The organism is Bradyrhizobium sp. AC87j1, assembly GCF_002936975.1.
GTDB lineage: Bacteria > Pseudomonadota > Alphaproteobacteria > Rhizobiales > Xanthobacteraceae > Bradyrhizobium > Bradyrhizobium shewense.
Map to the genome: position 1 here is coordinate 59,405 of NZ_PTFE01000033.1, position 17,550 is coordinate 76,954.

Here is a 17,550-nt window from a genome sequence, read left to right on the forward strand (position 1 = left end):
GTTGCAGCCAGCGATGACAACTCCGAGTCCTCGCCAAACGACTTCCTGTGGTTATGGGTCCCGGATCTGCGCGCGCTTTAGGCGCGCTTGTCCGGGACGACAGTTGTGTGTGAGGCCGCGGCCGGGCTTCGTGCGCCCTTACTTCACCGCGTCAAAGCACCAGGCCAGAATGCCCTTCTGCGCGTGCAGGCGATTTTCGGCCTCGTCGAACACGACCGATTGCGGACCGTCGATCACGTCATCGGTGACCTCCTCGCCGCGATGGGCGGGCAGGCAGTGCATGAACAGCGCATCGGGCTTGGCCAGCGACATCAGCTTGCCGTTGACCTGATAGGGCTTGAGCACGTTGTGACGATGCTCGCCTTCCTTGTCGCCCATCGAAACCCAGGTGTCGGTGACGACACAGTCGGCGCCGCGCACGGCGGCTTCCGGGTCGGTGCCGAGCATGATCGGCGCGCCGGTCGCCTTGATAAAGTCGCGCATCGCTTTTTTCGGCGCGAGCTCCGGCGGCGTTGCGACGTTGAGCTGGAACTTGAAGCGCTCGGCTGCGTGAGCCCAGGACGCCAGCACGTTGTTGTCGTCGCCGGTCCAGGCCACCGTCTTGCCCTCGATCGGGCCGCGATGCTCCTCATAGGTCATGAGGTCGGCCATCACCTGACAGGGATGCGAGCGCCGCGTCAGGCCGTTGATGACGGGCACGGTGGCGTTGGCCGCAAGCTCCAGCAGCGCATCGTGGTTGAGGATACGGATCATGATGGCATCGACATAGCGCGACAGCACGCGCGCGGTGTCGGCGATGGTCTCGCCGCGGCCGAGCTGCATCTCGGCACCGGTGAGCATGATGGGCTCGCCGCCGAGCTGACGCATCGCGACGTCGAACGACACGCGTGTCCGGGTCGACGGGCGCTCGAAAATCATCGCCAGCGTCTTGCCTTCGAGCGGCCTGACCGGCTGCTGCGCCTTCTGCTTCGCCTTCATGGCGGAGGACGCCGCGAGCATGGTCTTGAGCTCCGACAGCGGCAGCTCGTTGATATCGAGGAAGTGCTTCGGGGACTTGCTCATCAGCCTGCCGCCCGCTTGGTCTGGCTGGACGAGATTGCGGCGCAGGCGCGCTCGAGCCGCCCGACGCTGTCCTCGATCTCGGCTTCGGTCACGATCAGCGGCGGCAGGAAACGCACGACATTGTCGCCGGCACCCACCGTGAGCAGTTTTTCATTGCGCAGTGCCGCGACGAGATCGCCGGAGGGCACCACGGCCTTGATGCCGATCAGGAGGCCCTCGCCGCGCACTTCGCTGACGACATCGCCATGACGGTCGATCACGGAGGCGAGCTTCTGCTTCAGCAGCAGCGACATCTTCTGCACGTGGTCGAAGAAGCCGGGCTTGAGCATGACGTCGAGCACCGCATTGGCCGCGGAGATCGCCAGCGGATTGCCGCCGAAGGTCGAGCCGTGCGAGCCGGGCCCCATGCCGGCCGCCGCATCCGCGGTCGCCAGCACAGCGCCGATCGGGAAGCCGCCGCCGAGCGCCTTCGCCAGCGACATCACGTCAGGTGTGACGCCGGTGCGCCGATAGGCGAACAGATCGCCGGCGCGGCCCATGCCGGTCTGCACCTCGTCGAAGGCGAGCAGCAGGCCCTTCTCGTCGCAAAGCTGGCGCAACGCCTTGAGGAAGGTCGGCGTTGCCGAGCGCACGCCGCCCTCGCCCTGGATCGGCTCGATCAGGATGCCGGCGGTGTGCGGGCCGATCGCCTTCTTGACGGCCTCGATATCGCCGTGCGGCACCTGGTCGAAGCCTTCCATGGGCGGGCCGAAGCCTTCGAGATATTTTGCAGAGCCAGTCGCGGCGAGCGTTGCCAGGGTGCGGCCGTGGAAGGCGCCTTCGAAGGTGATGATGCGATAACGTTCCGGATGCCCCTTGGAGAAGTGATGATGGCGGACCAGCTTGATCACACCCTCCAGCGCTTCGGCGCCCGAATTGCAGAAGAACACGAAGTCCGCAAAGCTCTCGTTGCAAAGCCGGTTGGCGAGCTTCTCGCCATCCGGGCTCTGGAACAGGTTCGACATGTGCCAGAGCTTCGTCGCCTGCTCCTGCAGCGCCTTGATCAGATGCGGGTGGCAATGGCCGAGCGCATTCACAGCCACGCCCGAGGTGAAATCGAGATAGCGATCGCCATTGGTCGCGATCAGCCAGCAGCCTTCGCCGCGCTCGAAGCCGAGGTCGGCTCTGGCGAAAACGGGGAGCAAATGCGGCGCTGCGCTGTTAGTCATGATGTCACTTGAATGTTGAGGACGGTGTGACGCGTGCATTGCGCAACGCACCATCGACCGGCCCGGAAAACGAAACGTGCCGCCTTTTAAGGGCGGCACGCGGGACTATCTTATGCTTGGCAAGACGGGTGTCAATGCCGCCCGGAAAGCCTCGGGAAACGCTGAATCCGTAGTCTTGCGGTGCCGATTTTGCGGGTTTTCACCACGGAACATGTGGAAGCGAGTCGGCGGACTCTTGCGCGGGAGTCACGCCATATTGTAGCGTTTGGATTGTCAGATACGACATCTCGTGCAGCGGTTCTGATCTCAAGAGTCCTCATGTACCGGCGTAAGCGTTCGGGCGTCAGTCACGCGCCCGGCGAGCCTTAAGGGATTCTGGCGGCACGGGTTTTTGAAGGCTTAGGCAATCGCTGCGAGGCCCCAGGATGGCTGGCGCGTAGCGAGGGAAAGGGTGCAATGACGGTTTTGACCTGGTCCGACGATCGCGTCGAGCAGCTGAAAAAGCTCTGGGAGGCCGGACTTTCGGCCAGCCAGATCGCAGCTGAGCTCGGCAATGTGACCCGCAATGCCGTGATCGGCAAAGTGCACAGGCTCGGTCTGTCCGGCCGCGCCAAGAGCCCTTCATCGGCAGCGCCCCGGCCGCGCAAGGCGCGTCCCGCGCAGCACTTGATGCGGGTGACCCGCCCCATCGCGCGCGGCAACACCGCGCTGGCACAGGCCTTCGAGGTCGAGGTGGAGGCTGAACCGGTCACCTACGACAACGTGGTGCCGATGAGCCAGCGGCTGTCGCTGCTCGAGCTGAACGAGGCGACCTGCCACTGGCCGGTCGGCGATCCCTCGAGCCCGGATTTCTTCTTCTGCGGCGGCAAGGCGCTGTCCGGCCTGCCCTACTGCGCCCAGCACTCGCGCGTGGCGTATCAGCCGGCGGCGGATCGCCGTCGCGCCCCGGCAAAGCCGGGCCCGCGCTGAGCACGGCCTCAGGCGACATTGAGACAAAGAAAAGCGCGCTGGCCGGCGCGCTTTTTTGTTGGCTTATCGCGAGCAAACCTTACGTCTGCTCCGCCTTCGCGAAGCGATCGTCGAGCGCGTAGCCGGCGCCGCGGACGGTGCGGATCGGGTCCTGCTCGCGGCCGAGATTGAGCAGCTTGCGCAGGCGGCCGATATGGACGTCGACGGTGCGCTCGTCGATGTAGATGTCGCGGCCCCAGACGCTGTCGAGCAGTTGCTCGCGCGAGAACACGCGGCCGGGATGCTCCAGGAAGAACTCCAGCAGGCGATATTCGGTCGGACCGAGATCGATCGGCCGGCCCGAGCGCGCCACGCGGCGCTTGTCGCGGTCGAGCTCGATGTCGCCATAGGCCAGCACCGTCGCGAGCCGCTCAGGACTGGCGCGGCGCAGCAGGCCTTTCACGCGCGCCAAAAGCTCCGGCACCGAGAACGGCTTGACGATGTAGTCGTCGGCGCCGGTCGCAAGTCCCCGCACCCGCTCGCTCTCCTCGCCGCGCGCGGTGAGCATGATGATCGGCAGCTGCTTGGTGTCGGGCCGCGTGCGCAGGCGGCGGCACAGCTCGATGCCTGACAGGCCCGGCAGCATCCAGTCGAGCACGATCAGGTCCGGGATGTGTTCCTTGAGGCGGGTGTCGGCGTCGTCGCCGCGCATGACCGTCTCGACGTCATAGCCGTCGCCTTCGAGGTTGTAGCGAAGCAGCTCGGTGAGAGCTTCCTCGTCCTCAACCACCATAATGCGTGCGCCCATCGGGTCGTCGCTCCTTCAAGTCTTCAGGTATTCGGGACCGTCGTGGCGAAGGTGGTCATGTCGCCCTTCGGCCGCTTGTCGGTGATCGCCTGGCCCTCGATCATGTAGAACACGGTCTCGGCGATGTTGGTGGCGTGGTCGCCGATCCGCTCGATGTTCTTGGCGCAGAACATCAGATGGATGCAGAACGAGATGTTGCGCGGATCCTCCATCATGTAGGTGAGGAGCTCGCGGAACAGCGAGGTGCAGATTGCGTCGACTTCCTCGTCGCCCTTCCACACCGCCATCGCCGCCGGCAGATCATGTGCGGCATAGGCGTCCAGCACCGACTTGACCTGCTGCTGCACGAGGTCGGTCATGTGCTCCAGGCCGCGGAAGAGTTTCAGCGGATGGAAGTCGGTCTCCAGCGCGGCGACGCGCTTGCCCATGTTCTTGGCGAGGTCGCCGATGCGCTCGAGATCGGTCGCAACGCGCATGGCGCCGACGATCTCGCGCAAATCCACCGCCATCGGCTGGCGGCGGGCGATGGTGAGCACCGCGCGTTCCTCGATGCGCTTCTGCAGCGCGTCGAGCTCGGCGTCGATGGTGACGACGCGCTGGCCGAGCGCGACGTCGCGGCGGATCAGCGCGCCGACGGAATCGACGATCATGCGCTCGGCGATGCCGCCCATCTCGGCGACCAGGCGGGTGAGCTCCTGGAGGTCGGTGTCGAAAGCTTTTGCGGTATGTTCAGTACCCATGTCGCGTCTCCTCAGCCGAACCGGCCGGTGATGTAATCCTGCGTGCGCCGGTCGCTCGGCGACGTGAAGATCTTGCTGGTGTCGTCGAATTCGATCAGCTCGCCGAGATACATGAAGGCGGTCTTGTCGGAGACGCGCGCCGCCTGCTGCATGTTATGGGTGACGATCGCGATCGTGTAGTTCTCGGACAGTTCCTGGATCAGCTCCTCGACCTTGGCGGTCGAGATCGGGTCGAGCGCCGAGCAGGGCTCGTCGAACAAAATCACTTCGGGGCGCACCGCGACGGTGCGGGCGATGCACAGGCGCTGCTGCTGGCCGCCAGAGAGCGACAGGCCGGAGGCGTTGAGCTTGTCCTTGACCTCGTTCCACAGCGCGCCGCCGCGCAGCGCCTTCTCGACGCGGTCGTCCATCTCGGACTTCGAGATCTTCTCGTAGAGGCGGATGCCGAAGGCGATGTTCTCGTAGATCGTCATCGGGAACGGCGTCGGCTTCTGGAACACCATGCCGACCCGGGCGCGCAGCAGATTGAGGTCGAGCCTGGGGTCGAGGATGTTGGTCTGGTCGAGCATGAGCTGGCCGGTGGCACGCTGGCCCGGATAGAGGTCGTACATCCGGTTGAAGATGCGCAGCAGGGTCGACTTGCCGCAGCCCGACGGGCCGATGAACGCCGTGACGCGGTTGGCACCCAGCGTCAGGTTGATGTTCTTCAGCGCGTGGTGCTCGCCGTAATAGAAATTGAGATTGCGCACCGTCACCTTGGCCGGGGCTTCCGGCAGCGGCTGCGAGGCCAGATGAGCGTTGGAACTCATGGATACGGACAGGTCGGTCATTTTGCAGTCCTCTCGGCGCCGAGGATGCGCGCGCCAATGTTCAGGGCAAGCACGGTGAGCGTGATCAGCAGCGCGCCGCTCCAGGCCAGCTGCTTCCAATAGGCGTAGGGGCTCTGGACGAAGTTGTTGATGGTGACCGGCAGGTTGGCCATCGTCTTGTTCAGGCCGAGGCTGAAGAACTGGTTCGACAGCGCCGTGAAGAGCAGCGGCGCGGTTTCGCCGGCGACGCGGGCGGTGGCGAGCAGCACGCCGGTGATGAGGCCCGACCGGGCCGCACGATAGGCGATCCGCTTGATCACCAGCGAGCGCGGCAGGCCGAGCGCCGAGGCCGCCTCGCGCAGCGGGTTCGGCACCAGCAGCAGCATGTCCTCGGTGGTGCGCAGCACGACCGGGATCACGATGACGGCGAGCGCGAGCGCGCCCGCGATCGCGGAGAAGCCACGCATCGGCACCACCACCGCGCCATAGATGAACAGGCCGATGATGATCGAGGGCGCCGAGAGCAGGATGTCGTTGATGAAGCGGATCACCGAGGTCAGCCGGTCGTTGCGGCCGTATTCGGCAAGGTAGGTGCCGGCGAACAGGCCGAGCGGGGCGCCGATGCCGACGCCGATCAACGTCATGATGATCGAACCGACGATCGCGTTGCGCAGGCCGCCTTCGGTCGAACCCGGCGGCGGCGTATCCGCGACGAAGATCTCAAGATTGAGGCCGGCCAGGCCGTTGAAGAGCAGCGTGATCAGGATCAGCGCGAGCCAGGTGACGCCGAAGGCGGCCGCGGCGAAGCAGAGCCCGCGGATGACGATGTCCTTGCGGCGACGACGCGAATAGATCGGATTGAGCGCCATGACGTTACTTCCCCGCCTTCTTGTCCAGCCGCATCAGCATCAGCCGCGCTGCGGCCAGCACGAAGAACGTCAGCACGAACAGCAAGAGACCGAGCAGGATCAGGCCGGACTGGTGCAGGCCGTCGCTCTCGGCGAATTCGGATGCGATCGCCGCCGAGATCGTGGTGCCCGGCGCGAAGATCGATGAGGAGATGCGGAACGAATTGCCGATGATGAAGGTCACCGCCATGGTCTCGCCGAGCGCGCGGCCCAGCGCCAGCATGACGCCGCCGATGATGCCGACGCGGGTGTAGGGGATCACCACGCTGCGGACGACCTCCCAGGTGGTGCAGCCGACGCCGTAGGCGGCCTCCTTCAGCACCGGCGGCACCGTCTTGAACACGTCGACCGAGATCGAGGTGATGAAGGGCAGCACCATGATGGCGAGGATCAGCGCGGCGTTGAACGTGCTGAGATAGGACGGCGGACCTGCGAAGATCGCGCCCAGCACGGGCACGCCGTCGAAGATCTTGATCATGAAGGGCTGGAAGGTGTTGGCCAGGAACGGGCCCAGCACGAAGAAGCCCCACATGCCGTAGATGATCGAGGGAATGCCGGCGAGCAGCTCGATCGCCATGCCGATCGGGCGGCGCAGCCATTGCGGGCAGAGCTCGGTGAGGAAGATCGCAATGCCGAGACCGACGGGAATGGCGATCAGCATCGCGATGAAGGAGGTGACGAGCGTGCCGTACATCGGTCCGAGCGCGCCGAGCACGGGCGGATCGGCCGACGGCGCCCAGCGCTGCGTCCACAGGAAGGAGAAGCCGTATTCCTTCATCGCCGGGAACGCGCCGACGATCAGCGAGACGATGATGCCGCCGAGAATGAGGAGCACCGAGATCGCGGACAGCCGCGTGATCCAGTAGAAGGTGACGTCGCCGAGCTTGAACGCGCTCAAGGCCTTGGCGCGGTCATACGGTCCGGCGTCGTCGATTACATCGCTCTGAACGACCATTTCTGCCACGCCGATCCCCTGTGCCCGATAATATACGCTTGTTGTCAGTCTTTTTGTCGGTCTCGCGCTCCGGACGCGGCGCGCGCCGATCCGGAGCGGAAGTCTTGTAGTCCCCGCCCTCGCGGAGCGGCACACTGGACGATGCTTCGCATCGCCAGGGTCGCGCCGCGTCCGGGACGCGAGAGCCTTACTTAGCTCTTGATCTCGCTTAGCTCTTGATCTCGGCAGCCCAGGTCTTCTCGATCAGGGTCACGACGCCTTCGGGCATCGGGATGTAGTCGAGCTCTTCAGCCGCCTTGCCGCCGCTCTTGAAGGCCCAGCGGAAGAACTTGATGGCTTCCTGCGAGGCCGCCTTGTCGGTGGCATCCTTGTGCATGAGGATGAAGGTCGCCGCCGTGATCGGCCACGACTTCTCGCCGGGCTGGTCGGTCAGGATGACGTAGTAGCCAGGCGCCTTGGCCCAGTCGGCGTTGGAAGCGGCCGCCTGGAAGGCTTCGACGGTCGGCTGCACCGGCTTGCCTGCCTTGTTGATGAGACCGGTATAGGTCAGCTTGTTCTGCTTGGCATAGGCGTACTCGACATAGCCGATCGAGTTCTTGGTCTGGCTGATGTTGCCCGACACGCCTTCGTTGCCCTTGGCGCCGACGCCGACCGGCCACTCGACCGCGGTGCCCTCACCGACCTTGCTCTTCCAGTCCGCGCTGGCCTTGGCGAGATAGTTGGTGAAGTTGAAGGTGGTGCCCGAACCGTCCGAGCGGCGGACCACGGTGATGGCGTCCGAGGGCAGCTTCAGATTCGGATTGAGCTTCTTGATCGCGGCGTCGTCCCACTTGGTGATCTTGCCGAGATAGATGCTGGCGAGCGTCTCGCCGTCGAACACCATCTCGCCGGGCTTCACGCCCTCGAGGTTGACGACGGGGACGATGGCGCCCATCACCATCGGCCACTGGACGAGGCCATCCTTCTCGAGCTGCTCGGCCTTGAGCGGCGCGTCGCTGGCGCCGAAGGTCACGGTCTTGGCCTGGATCTGCTTGATGCCGCCGCCGGAGCCGATCGACTGGTAGTTCAGACCGTTGCCGGTCTCCTTCTTGTAGGCGTCAGCCCATTTGGAATAAATCGGGAACGGGAAGGTCGCACCGGCACCGGTGATGTCGGCAGCAAAGGCCGCCGTCGTCGAAGCGGCGACCATGCCGGCAGCGACGATCGTTTTGAGGAAATTCATGCTGGTCTCCATACAGGGGAGCGAAGCGCCAACCGCGCCCGATCGCGCTCCCCGCGCCGCCCCTTTAGGAGCGGTCGGCTGTGCTTTTACGAAGGTTTCGTGACAGTCGGATGACACACTCAAGCGATTGAAATCGCTGGAGTTTCAGGTCTAAACTAAAGTCTTAGCCTGGGGAAAACAGGCGGTAAAAGTGGCGCCCTGCCGGGGCACACTTTCGATCAAAAGCCGGCCGCGATGGCGGTTAAGAATATGTTTCACCAGCGATAATCCGAGCCCCGTGCCGCCCTGCGAGCGGCTGTCGCCGACGTCGACCCGGTAGAATCTCTCGGTCAGCCGCGGCAGGTGCTCGGGCGCGATGCCGGGGCCGAAATCGCGGACCATGATCCGGATTTCCTGAGTTCCATCAGTGGCCGCGGCTGGCGTCAGCGACACGATGACGCGTCCGCCGGAGGCACCGTATTTGAGCGCGTTCTCGATCAAATTCTCGAACAGGCGGAGCAGTTCTTCGCGGTCGCCCGCGATCATCACCGGGCTATCAGGAAGATGGATCTCGACCTCGACCTGACGCTCGCGCGCCAGCGGCTCGAGCCCGTCGGCGACCTGGCGGATGATCGGCAGCAAATCGACCAGGGTGTCGGGCCGGACATGGGCCGACAGCTCGACCCGCGACAGCGACAACAGATCGTCGATCAGGCGCGCCATGCGGGTGGCCTGGTTGTGCATGATGCCGAGGAAGCGCTCGCGCGCCTTGGGATCGTCCTTGGCCTGGCCCTGCAGCGTGTCGATGAATCCCGACAGCGCGGCCAGCGGCGTGCGCAGCTCGTGGCTGGCATTGGCGACGAAGTCGGCGCGCATCTCCTCCACCCGGCGCAGCGGCGTCTGGTCGTGGAAGGTCATCAGCATGCATTTGTCCGCGCCGCCGAAGCTGGTCGGCACCGGCACCGGCGTGATCATGAGCTCCAGCCAGCGGTCGACCGGGACGTGGTCGAGATAGGTCGCGCGCCGCGGCTCGGTGGTCGCGATCGCCTCGCGCAGCGCGGTGATGATCTCCGGCGAGCGCAGCGCGAACTGGGCGAGCTCGTTCCGGCGCAGCGCCGGCGCGAGCTGGGCGGCGGCGGCATTGAGATGGATGACGCGGCCGGCGCGGTCGAGCAGCACCGCCGGATCTGGCATGCCGGCGACGACCGCGGCCACCGCCGCGCTCTCGACCGGGTTGATGCGCCTGACGTCGTCGCGCGAGGCGGCGGGATCATGCAGTCGCCACGGGACCAGCGCCGCCGCCGCGATACAGAGGAACACGATCGCGGCGTGCAGCGCCGACAATTCGCCGAGCGAGACGACGACGGACAGCGCCAGCGCCGCGGCGATCAGGATCACGGTCGAATGCCGCAGCCGGTCGGACCAGGGCTGGGCGGAGGGAGAAGATGGGGCGTCGATCGCCATCGGGGCGGACTTCTCCTGGGGCTTGTCTGAAGGCCTGTCCAAATAAGGCTTGGCGCCGTCAGGCACCGCTGTCGCTGCGCTCTCTCACATAAGCGGCTTCACGCGCCGGGCCGGGGTCGAGCTTGAGCGCCGCCTGCTGCAAGCGCTTCGATCGTGCGCCGATGATAACTTCGCGAAACGTCAGCAAGATTACAGATATGACGAAGGGCGACAGATAATAGAGGACGCGGAACAGCAGCATGCCGCCCAGAAGTTCCTCGCGATCCATCTGCCAGAGACCGACCAGCATGGCGGCGTCGAACACGCCGAGCCCGCCCGGCGAGTGGCTGGCGAAGCCGAGCAGGGTGGCCGAGACGAAGATCACCGCGACCACCACGAAGCCGAGATTGGGCTCGTCCGGGACCAGCACATACATCGCGAGCGCGCAGAAACCGAGATCGACGATGCCGATCGCGATCTGCAGCAGCGTCAGCGGGCCGCCCGGCAGCACCACGGTCCAGGGCCCGCGGCCGACCACGCGCGGCTGGGTCCAAACCCAGACCACGTAGCCGACCAGCCCGACGATGATCATCAGCGCCAGCGCCCGGTTCAGCCAGGGCGGCAGTTGGTCGATCGAGGCGGCTGCCTCCGGATGATAGGAGATGCCGAGGCCGAGCACGGCGGCATTGCCCAGCCAGAAGGTCAGGCCGGCGAGAAAGCAGATCTTTGCGACGTCGATCGCGTTCAGCCCGTAGGCCGAATAGATGCGGTAGCGCACCGCGCCGCCGGTGAAGACGGATGCACCGACATTGTGGCCGATCGAATAGCTGGTGAAGGCCGCGAGCGCATTGATGCGATAGGGCACATGGGCATGGCCGATCGCGCGCACGGCGAACAGGTCGTAGAAGGTCAGGGTGAAATAGCCCGCGGTGACGAACAGCGCCGCCATCGCGATCTGGGTCGGCTCGGTGCTCTTGATCGCTTCGAGGACTTCGTTGAAATCGATGCCTCGCAACATGTGGTAGAGCACATAGCAAGCGATGCCGATGACCGCGACGCTGATCACAACGCCAAGCTTATGCAGGACTTGCTTCTGGCGCAGAAACGACGTCGCCCTGCGTATGGCTTCCAGCATCTAGACCTCGAACAACGCTTCAGCGGCCAGGGTGGCCGGCGAACAGGCGGACGACGCACTGGCACTCAACGAACCCTCGCCGCCGGCTCCGGTATCGCGCATGCCCCCTGCCCCTCCACTAGCGCGTTTTGGGGCGAAGTGGAATTCGCCAATTCGAACAAAAACACGTGCATTCAATATTTTAGGCAGGGTTGCGGGCTCCTGATGCACGGTTTGACGCCTTCGGCGGCAGGACTTGAGGCGAATCTCCATGGCGATCCTGCGCAGGCGCCATGAAGTTTTGATGATTTCGGCCGCACAATGTTCCTTCACGCTTTAAGCCGACGTCAATCTATGGACCGCGCCCGCCTGTTGAAAGAGGGGCAATCCCGGCCTCCGTTCGACGGGTTGTCCGATGCGCCGGAAGGCCGCGGACCCCGGGCGCAGCCTCAAGGCGCGGTCAAATAGCCGCGGCCATAGGCTCCGGCCTGATCTTCGAAAATCGCCATGGCCGTGGTCATCCGCCTGAAGCCCAGGCGTTCGTAAAACCCCTCCTTGCCCGGGACGGCGTAGAGGATGACCTTGCGATGGCCGCGGCAATGCACAAGCAAACGCTCGATAATGTCGCGGCCGAGCCCCCGCCCCTGGTGGTCCGGGTGCACGGCGACATCACAGAGATAGGCGCAGTCCCGGCCGTCGGCCAAGACGCGTCCCGCCCCCACGATGCGACCATCCTCAATGGCGAAGGCGCGAAACATGCTGTTGCCGAACACCAGCGTGAGATCGGCCGGCGCCTTGTTGCCGAGCGGCGCGATGCGATAGAGCTCGGATAGCTCATCCCAGTCGATCCCGGCGAGATCGTCGGCCCAGACAATCGACATCGCTACGCCCTCCCCGGCTCATTCCTGCGCGGCGGTGACGGCAGCGACGATTTCGTCGCCGTCAGGAAAATGTCCTTTGCTGCGGCTGGCGACGATCCGATCACCGAGCTTGACCTGGAAAACGCCGCCCTTGCCGGGGACGAGATCGGATTCCAGCCCTAGCTGCTGGCGCAGCGCCACGGCCGCCTCTTTGGCACGCTTCTCGTATCCGCACGGCCGGCAATAGATGATGGTTACGTCGGACATCTCGTCCTCCTTCAGGCCGCCAGTTGGGGACGCACCGCTTCAATGCCGGCGATCCAGCCGGCAACGGAACGGCCGATCGCGTCGGGGTGATCCTCCTGGAGGTAATGCCTGCCAGGCCCGAGGCGGACGAGCGCGCAGTGCTGCAGCGAGGCCGCAAAGGTCTCGGCAAATTCGGGAGCGACGACGGCCCCCGGCTCGCCTGCGAACAGCAGCTTCGGACAGGCAGACGCTCTGAGCGACGCATGAGCCGATTGAAGCGCTTGATCGACATCGGCGGGCTCGCCGGCGATCGGCAATTCCCGAGGGAGGGCCAGAACGGGACGGCGGCTGTCAGGCGTCGGAAAGGGCGCACGATAAGGCGCCATCTCGTCTTCGCTCAAGGTGCGCATGATGCCGCCGGGCAGCACGCGTTCGACGAAGGCGTTCGCCTCCAGGATCATGGCCTCTCCCTCGCCTTGCGTCCTGAATTTGCGGAAAGTCTGGCGCGCAGTTTCGGCCTGGTGGAAATCCTGCCAGGTCGGCATCGGCCGGATGAACTCCATGAAGGCGAGGCCGCGCACGAAGGCCGGCCGGCGCGCCGCGAGATGAAATGCGAGTGCCGTGCCCCAATCCTGCGCAACGAGATAGGCCGAGGTGACGCCGAGCTGTTCGATCAACGCGTCGAGATAGCGGACATGGTCGAAGAAGCGGTAGGCGATGTCGGGCTTGCCGGACCGGCCGAAGCCGATGAGATCGGGCGCGATGCAACGCGCTACAGGCGCCACCAGCGGCAGGATGTTTCGCCAGATATGCGACGACGTCGGATTGCCGTGAAGGAAGAGCGCGACCGGCGCATCCTGCGTGCCCGTGTCGCGATAAGCCATCGTGCTTCCCAGCACGGAGGCGCTGCGGATCTGGATCTCGGCTTGCTGGCTCATGTCGGCTCCTTGAAGACGGTCTTGAATGCGATGGACTTGAAACGCTCGAGCGCCTTGGGCGTGCGGTCGACTTTCATGCGCAGGATCGCGCCCTGCCAGGACGCGAGCAGGAAATCGGCAAGCTCCTCGGGCTCGAATTCGGAATCGATCTCGCCGCTCCTCTGCGCCTCGCTGATGCAGGCCGCGAAGGGCATGCGCCATTCGGCAAAGATTTCGGCAAGGCGGCTGCGCAGCATCTCGCTGCTGCCGGCCGCTTCCAGGCTGAGATCGCCGATCAGGCAGCCGCGTCCGTAGCCGTCGGCTTCGAGCCGTCCGGTGATGATGTCGAGATAGCGCTTGAGCCGCGCCCGCGGGGTCAGCGAGGCGTCTTCAAGGGCCTCCGCGACCAATCCCTTCGTGATCTCGAAATAGCGATCGAGCACCTCCGAGGCGAACGCTTCCTTGGAGCGAAAATGATTGGTGAAGGACCCCTGCGGGGCGCCTGCCGCAGTGGTGACATCGCGCACACTGGTGCCGTGATAGCCGGTCCGGAACATGACCTTAAGACCGGCGTCGAGGATGGCGTCTTTGAGTGAGGGCTTGGGCATACAGGAACAATACGTACGTACGTATTATTGTCAAGCGGAGCGTTGATGTCTCTCTCGACGACGTGTCCCGAACAGAAAAAGAGGCTTGGCGGCGGAGCTTCAGCCGGTCCGCATGCTGCGCGAGACCACGCGGTCGCGCAGCCAGGCGCCGATGGTGCAGCCGACGAGGTAGCAGGCGAACATGATCAGACCGAGGTCGAGCCAGTAGCCGAAGCGGCCGGGGACGACGTGTGCGAACGAGGCCGCGACCAGGGCGGCAGCAAGCGCGGCGAGCCAGCGCGCCGTCACCTTCGAGGTGCCGTTGCCGCGCTGGACCACCGAGATCCAGCCCATGCAAAAGCCCAGCAGCAGCGAGCCGATCAGCCAGCCCAGATGGAACGAGACGAGATAGGGCATCGTCACCTCACCAGGAATTCGATACGGCGGTTCTGCGCCTTGCCTTCGTCGGTGTCGTTGCCGGCGAGCGGCTGCGTGCTGCCATGGCCGACCGCGGTGAAGCGGCTGGCGGGCAGGCCGGCCTTGACCAGATAGTCGATCACCGCCTGCGCGCGCTTCTCCGAGAGAGCCCGGTTGAAGCCGTCCTCGCCGTCGGCATCGGTATGCCCGGCGACCTCGACATTGGTGGTGGGGCAGCGCAGCGCCGTCTCGATCAGGTGATCGAGAATGGCGGCGGAATCCGGATCGATGTCGGCGCGCTTGGCTGCGAAGCGGATCTTGCCCTTGGCCAGGAGCTCGGAGAACAATTGCTGACACACGGTGCCATCGACCGGGCCTGCCGCCGGCTTCACGGTGATCTCCGGCTTGTACTGCCAGTTTTTCGGGAAGTCCTTGCCGAGGCCCGCGCGGATGTCGTTGGCGGCCCCCTCGTAGAGCGCATCGCCCGACAGCTTCACCTCGCGGTCGGAGACGACGAGCGTGCCGGTCGACAGCCGCGACAGCGCGCCGAGGGCTGCGATCACGGCGGTGTTGAAGGAGCCGGGCGCGCCGATGCTGGCCTTGAGATTGTCGACGACCTTTTCGGTGAAGAATTTTCGCGCGGCGCTGGTGGCGATCGCCGCGTGGATGGTGTTGTCGGGAACATAGCCGGTCAGCGTCACGGTCGCGGCGACCGGATCCTTGTAGGCCTGGAAGATATAGGGCGGCGCCTTGACGTCGTTGGCGGCGATCGAAAAGCCCTCGGGCAGGTTCTTCAGCGCCGCCACGATCGCCTCGCGGCCACCGAGATCGCGCGCCATGCCCGACAGATTGACCTTGGTGTCCGTGATCGTGATCTTGCCGTCCTTCAGCTTGCCGATCTGGTCCAGCAACAGCGTCGCTGCAGCCTCGAACCGCGGCGGCGCACCGCGCGCCAGCCCCATCTGGTCGGCCACCTCGACGCCGCCGACCTCCTTGCGGGCCGCCTCTGTCAGCCGGCCCTTCATCGACGGCAAGGGCGCGGAGCCTGAGAGCGTCACCCGCACCACGTCGCGCTCGGCATTCCAGACGAAGGGTTTGGCCTCGGGAACAAGGCGGGTCCGGTCGTCGACCAGGCGGACGCCGGGGACGGTCTCCACCGCCATCACGGCATCCCGCCGCCCCTCCTCGGAGAAGGCGTCCGCGGCCAGGCTGACATCGCGGCCATCGACCGCGATCCGGGTCTTGTCCAGAACGGTGTCCTTCAGCGCAGCCGAGCTACGCGCCGACAGGTCGGCTTCGACCGGTAAGGTATTGTTCCAGGCCGCAAATCCCCACATGACGGCCAAGGGGATCAGCCCCGGCCACCATTTGCTGGCCCACTTGAAAAGCTTCTTCATTCGACGACCCGAACTCTGGAACCGGAGACAAAACAAACCCTTGGCAGGCTGTCAAACCGGAAATGGTGCCCTTGCGAAGGCCCCGCCTGGACAATCGGAATAACTTTTTCTTCAAGGGTTCTTCCGTAAGTTGAAAGCGGAATGCCAGAGTCCGCCAGCGGGTCATGAAACAACTGCGTAACAACGTCATCCGCGCCGGGCTGGGAGCACTCTATTTCAGCGGGGCGCACCACTTGCTGCGCCCGCTTTTGTCGGGCGTCGGCGCCATTTTCATGCTGCACCACGTGCGGCCGGCCCGTGAGGCCGTGTTCCAGCCGAACCGGCATCTCGAAGTCACCCCCGAATTCCTGCGCGCGACGCTGTGCCATCTGCGCTCGCGCGACATCGACATCATCAGCATGGACGAGCTGCATGAGCGGCTGGTGCAGGGCCGGTTCGACCATCGCTTCGCTGCCTTCACCCTCGATGACGGCTATCGCGATAATCTGGACTATGCGCTGCCCGTGCTGCGCGAATTTGACGCGCCTCTGGCGGTCTATGTCGCGAGCGATTTTGCCGAGGGCACTGGACGGCTGTGGTGGACGGCGCTGGAGGCCGTGATCGCCAAGACCGAGCAGGTCGACGTCAGAGTAGGCAATTCCGCGCTGCGGCTCGATGCGACGACGCCCGCGGCCAAGCAGGCAACGTTCGACCGCCTCCACGACTGGCTGCGCGCGCTACCGGGCGAGCACGATCTGGCGCGAGAGATCGAGGCGCTCTGCACGACATACGACGTCGACATGGCAGCGCTGTGCCGCAGCCTCTGCCTGTCTTGGGCGGAGGTGAAGACATTTGCCGCCGATCCGCTGGTCACGATCGGCGCGCATAGCGTCAGCCATTGCAATCTCGCCAAGGTGGCGGAAGACGTCGCCGCGCAGGAGATCGCCACGAGCCGCGCGCGGATCGAGCAGGCGCTGCAGCGCCCCGTGCTGCATCTCGCCTATCCCTATGGCGACCGCGAGGCCGCGGGGATGCGCGAATTCGGCCTTGCTGCAACCGCGGGCTTCAAGACCGCGGTGACGACGCGGCCCGGCATGCTGTTTGCCGACAACGCCGCCCACATGACGGCGCTGCCGCGCGTCTCCCTCAACGGCAACTACCAGGACGCGCGAATCCTGCCGGTGCTGACCTCAGGCGCCGCGACCGCGATGTGGAACGGCTTCCGCCGGATCGCGGCGGCGTAGCTTCCCCAATCTCCGCCGTCGTCCCTGCGAAAGCAGGGACCCATACCGCGGAATTTATCGATTGCGTCTGGTAGAAGTACCGAACGACGAGTCATCGCCAAACCACTCCCTGTGGTTATGGGTCCCCGCGTTCGCGGGGACGACACCGCCTTGTACGGAGCGCTCTCGCGCCACACTCCTATCGCATCCCAGTGCCTTTCCTTGACTCCCCACCCCTCGCCGCTCACAACGAGCGCAAACCCAGGGAGGCACCATGTTCAACGATCTGTTCTCGCTCAAAGGCCGCGTCGCGCTGGTGACCGGCGGCTCGCGCGGCATCGGCAAAATGATCGCGGCAGGATTTCTCAGCGCCGGCGCCGCAAAGGTCTACATCACCGCGCGCAAGGCCGGGCCTTGCGAGGCGACTGCGCAAGAGCTCACCGCGCAATATGACGGCGAGTGCATCGCGCTGCCGATCGACATCTCGACGCTCGCCGGCGCCGAGCTGCTGGCAACCGAGTTCAGGAAGCGCGAGCCGAAGCTCGATATCCTCGTCAACAATGCGGGTGCCGCCTGGGGCGCGGAGTTCGACGAATTCCCGGAGAGCGGCTGGGACAAGGTGATGAACCTCAACGTCAAGGCGCCGTTCTTCCTGACCAAGGCGCTGGCCGCGCCGCTGCGCGCAGCCGCAAGCGCGGAGCGGCCGGCGAAGGTGATCAACATCGCCT

The 17,550-nt window shown here is 65.1% G+C and carries 19 protein-coding genes; 3 read left to right on the forward strand and 16 right to left on the reverse strand.

Annotation, left to right across the window (positions count from 1 at the left end; translation table 11 throughout):
- Positions 1-138 precede the first annotated feature (138 nt).
- Both argF and CV770_RS18825 read right to left on the reverse strand, forming a co-directional pair.
- The gene (gene argF, locus CV770_RS18820) at positions 139-1,062 is read right to left on the reverse strand and encodes an ornithine carbamoyltransferase (protein ID WP_091965841.1); all 924 of its coding nucleotides are present in this window, start codon (positions 1,060-1,062) and stop codon (positions 139-141) included.
- Positions 1,062-2,270 (reverse strand): aspartate aminotransferase family protein, encoded by a 1,209-nt coding sequence (locus tag CV770_RS18825; RefSeq protein WP_104463366.1) that lies wholly within the window; start codon positions 2,268-2,270, stop codon positions 1,062-1,064. The genes argF and CV770_RS18825 overlap by 1 nt, the downstream gene beginning before the upstream one ends.
- 456 nt (positions 2,271-2,726) lie before the next feature.
- Between CV770_RS18825 and CV770_RS18830 the strand changes: the two genes are divergently transcribed.
- Positions 2,727-3,239 carry a GcrA family cell cycle regulator gene (locus CV770_RS18830; protein WP_104463367.1) on the forward strand — a complete coding sequence of 171 codons (513 nt, stop codon included), beginning with the start codon at positions 2,727-2,729 and terminating at the stop codon, positions 3,237-3,239.
- Positions 3,240-3,318: 79 nt separating this feature from the next.
- Here the strand turns inward: CV770_RS18830 and phoB are convergent, their stop codons facing one another.
- From phoB to CV770_RS18900, 14 genes are all read right to left on the reverse strand, one after another.
- Positions 3,319-4,026 (reverse strand): phosphate regulon transcriptional regulator PhoB, encoded by a 708-nt coding sequence (gene phoB / locus CV770_RS18835; RefSeq protein WP_018316913.1) that lies wholly within the window; start codon positions 4,024-4,026, stop codon positions 3,319-3,321.
- Between the two features lie 23 nt (positions 4,027-4,049).
- A complete protein-coding gene (phoU, locus tag CV770_RS18840; RefSeq protein ID WP_038946908.1) occupies positions 4,050-4,766 on the reverse strand; it encodes a phosphate signaling complex protein PhoU in 717 nt (238 codons plus the stop codon).
- A gap of 11 nt (positions 4,767-4,777) precedes the next feature.
- Positions 4,778-5,596 carry a phosphate ABC transporter ATP-binding protein PstB gene (gene pstB, locus CV770_RS18845; protein WP_028139784.1) on the reverse strand — a complete coding sequence of 273 codons (819 nt, stop codon included), beginning with the start codon at positions 5,594-5,596 and terminating at the stop codon, positions 4,778-4,780.
- Entirely contained in the window at positions 5,593-6,444 is an 852-nt protein-coding gene (gene pstA, locus CV770_RS18850) for a phosphate ABC transporter permease PstA (RefSeq protein WP_028139783.1), read from the reverse strand. Before pstA ends, pstB begins: the two co-directional genes overlap by 4 nt.
- Positions 6,445-6,448: 4 nt before the next feature.
- Positions 6,449-7,438, reverse strand: coding sequence for a phosphate ABC transporter permease subunit PstC (pstC, locus tag CV770_RS18855; RefSeq protein ID WP_201759920.1), 990 nt, complete (start codon positions 7,436-7,438; stop codon positions 6,449-6,451).
- A gap of 208 nt (positions 7,439-7,646) precedes the next feature.
- Positions 7,647-8,660, reverse strand: coding sequence for a phosphate ABC transporter substrate-binding protein PstS (gene pstS / locus CV770_RS18860; RefSeq protein ID WP_091965895.1), 1,014 nt, complete (start codon positions 8,658-8,660; stop codon positions 7,647-7,649).
- Positions 8,661-8,810: 150 nt separating this feature from the next.
- Positions 8,811-10,103 (reverse strand): ATP-binding protein, encoded by a 1,293-nt coding sequence (locus CV770_RS18865; protein WP_091965845.1) that lies wholly within the window; start codon positions 10,101-10,103, stop codon positions 8,811-8,813.
- Positions 10,104-10,161: 58 nt separating this feature from the next.
- Positions 10,162-11,217: a putative bifunctional lysylphosphatidylglycerol flippase/synthetase gene (locus tag CV770_RS18870; RefSeq protein WP_104463369.1), complete on the reverse strand. Its 1,056-nt coding sequence runs from the start codon at positions 11,215-11,217 to the stop codon at positions 10,162-10,164.
- Between the two features lie 428 nt (positions 11,218-11,645).
- Complete coding sequence (locus CV770_RS18875) at positions 11,646-12,077, reverse strand: GNAT family N-acetyltransferase (protein ID WP_104463370.1); 432 nt, start codon at positions 12,075-12,077, stop codon at positions 11,646-11,648.
- Positions 12,078-12,095: 18 nt separating this feature from the next.
- Positions 12,096-12,323: an Rdx family protein gene (locus tag CV770_RS18880; protein WP_104463371.1), complete on the reverse strand. Its 228-nt coding sequence runs from the start codon at positions 12,321-12,323 to the stop codon at positions 12,096-12,098.
- Positions 12,324-12,334: 11 nt separating this feature from the next.
- The gene (locus CV770_RS18885) at positions 12,335-13,240 is read right to left on the reverse strand and encodes a haloalkane dehalogenase (RefSeq protein WP_104463372.1); all 906 of its coding nucleotides are present in this window, start codon (positions 13,238-13,240) and stop codon (positions 12,335-12,337) included.
- Positions 13,237-13,827, reverse strand: coding sequence for a TetR/AcrR family transcriptional regulator (locus tag CV770_RS18890; RefSeq protein WP_104463373.1), 591 nt, complete (start codon positions 13,825-13,827; stop codon positions 13,237-13,239). The genes CV770_RS18885 and CV770_RS18890 overlap by 4 nt, the downstream gene beginning before the upstream one ends.
- A 99-nt stretch (positions 13,828-13,926) precedes the next feature.
- The gene (locus CV770_RS18895) at positions 13,927-14,223 is read right to left on the reverse strand and encodes a hypothetical protein (protein WP_165637786.1); all 297 of its coding nucleotides are present in this window, start codon (positions 14,221-14,223) and stop codon (positions 13,927-13,929) included.
- 2 nt (positions 14,224-14,225) lie between these two features.
- Complete coding sequence (locus CV770_RS18900; protein ID WP_104463374.1) at positions 14,226-15,620, reverse strand: OmpA family protein; 1,395 nt, start codon at positions 15,618-15,620, stop codon at positions 14,226-14,228.
- Positions 15,621-15,784: 164 nt separating this feature from the next.
- Between CV770_RS18900 and CV770_RS18905 the strand changes: the two genes are divergently transcribed.
- Both CV770_RS18905 and CV770_RS18915 read left to right on the forward strand, forming a co-directional pair.
- Entirely contained in the window at positions 15,785-16,843 is a 1,059-nt protein-coding gene (locus tag CV770_RS18905) for a polysaccharide deacetylase family protein (protein WP_104463375.1), read from the forward strand.
- A 253-nt stretch (positions 16,844-17,096) separates the two neighbouring features.
- On the forward strand, positions 17,097-17,550 hold a 454-nt coding region (locus CV770_RS18915; protein ID WP_146101321.1), incomplete at its 3' end, for an SDR family NAD(P)-dependent oxidoreductase.

Bases quoted from the DNA above. Each gene is read 5' to 3' on its own strand.
- CV770_RS18890 (WP_104463373.1), bottom strand. From the start codon at position 13,827: ATGCCCAAGCCCTCACTCAAAGACGCCATCCTCGACGCCGGTCTTAAG.
- CV770_RS18895 (WP_165637786.1), bottom strand. From the start codon at position 14,223: ATGCCCTATCTCGTCTCGTTCCATCTGGGCTGGCTGATCGGCTCGCTG.
- CV770_RS18825 (WP_104463366.1), bottom strand. From the start codon at position 2,270: ATGACTAACAGCGCAGCGCCGCATTTGCTCCCCGTTTTCGCCAGAGCC.
- argF (WP_091965841.1), bottom strand. From the start codon at position 1,062: ATGAGCAAGTCCCCGAAGCACTTCCTCGATATCAACGAGCTGCCGCTG.
- pstC (WP_201759920.1), bottom strand. From the start codon at position 7,438: ATGGTCGTTCAGAGCGATGTAATCGACGACGCCGGACCGTATGACCGC.
- CV770_RS18830 (WP_104463367.1), top strand. From the start codon at position 2,727: ATGACGGTTTTGACCTGGTCCGACGATCGCGTCGAGCAGCTGAAAAAG.
- CV770_RS18900 (WP_104463374.1), bottom strand. From the start codon at position 15,620: ATGAAGAAGCTTTTCAAGTGGGCCAGCAAATGGTGGCCGGGGCTGATC.
- CV770_RS18865 (WP_091965845.1), bottom strand. From the start codon at position 10,103: ATGGCGATCGACGCCCCATCTTCTCCCTCCGCCCAGCCCTGGTCCGAC.
- pstB (WP_028139784.1), bottom strand. From the start codon at position 5,596: ATGACCGACCTGTCCGTATCCATGAGTTCCAACGCTCATCTGGCCTCG.
- CV770_RS18885 (WP_104463372.1), bottom strand. From the start codon at position 13,240: ATGAGCCAGCAAGCCGAGATCCAGATCCGCAGCGCCTCCGTGCTGGGA.
- CV770_RS18905 (WP_104463375.1), top strand. From the start codon at position 15,785: ATGAAACAACTGCGTAACAACGTCATCCGCGCCGGGCTGGGAGCACTC.
- pstS (WP_091965895.1), bottom strand. From the start codon at position 8,660: ATGAATTTCCTCAAAACGATCGTCGCTGCCGGCATGGTCGCCGCTTCG.
- phoB (WP_018316913.1), bottom strand. From the start codon at position 4,026: ATGGGCGCACGCATTATGGTGGTTGAGGACGAGGAAGCTCTCACCGAG.
- pstA (WP_028139783.1), bottom strand. From the start codon at position 6,444: ATGGCGCTCAATCCGATCTATTCGCGTCGTCGCCGCAAGGACATCGTC.
- CV770_RS18875 (WP_104463370.1), bottom strand. From the start codon at position 12,077: ATGTCGATTGTCTGGGCCGACGATCTCGCCGGGATCGACTGGGATGAG.
- CV770_RS18870 (WP_104463369.1), bottom strand. From the start codon at position 11,217: ATGCTGGAAGCCATACGCAGGGCGACGTCGTTTCTGCGCCAGAAGCAA.
- phoU (WP_038946908.1), bottom strand. From the start codon at position 4,766: ATGGGTACTGAACATACCGCAAAAGCTTTCGACACCGACCTCCAGGAG.
- CV770_RS18880 (WP_104463371.1), bottom strand. From the start codon at position 12,323: ATGTCCGACGTAACCATCATCTATTGCCGGCCGTGCGGATACGAGAAG.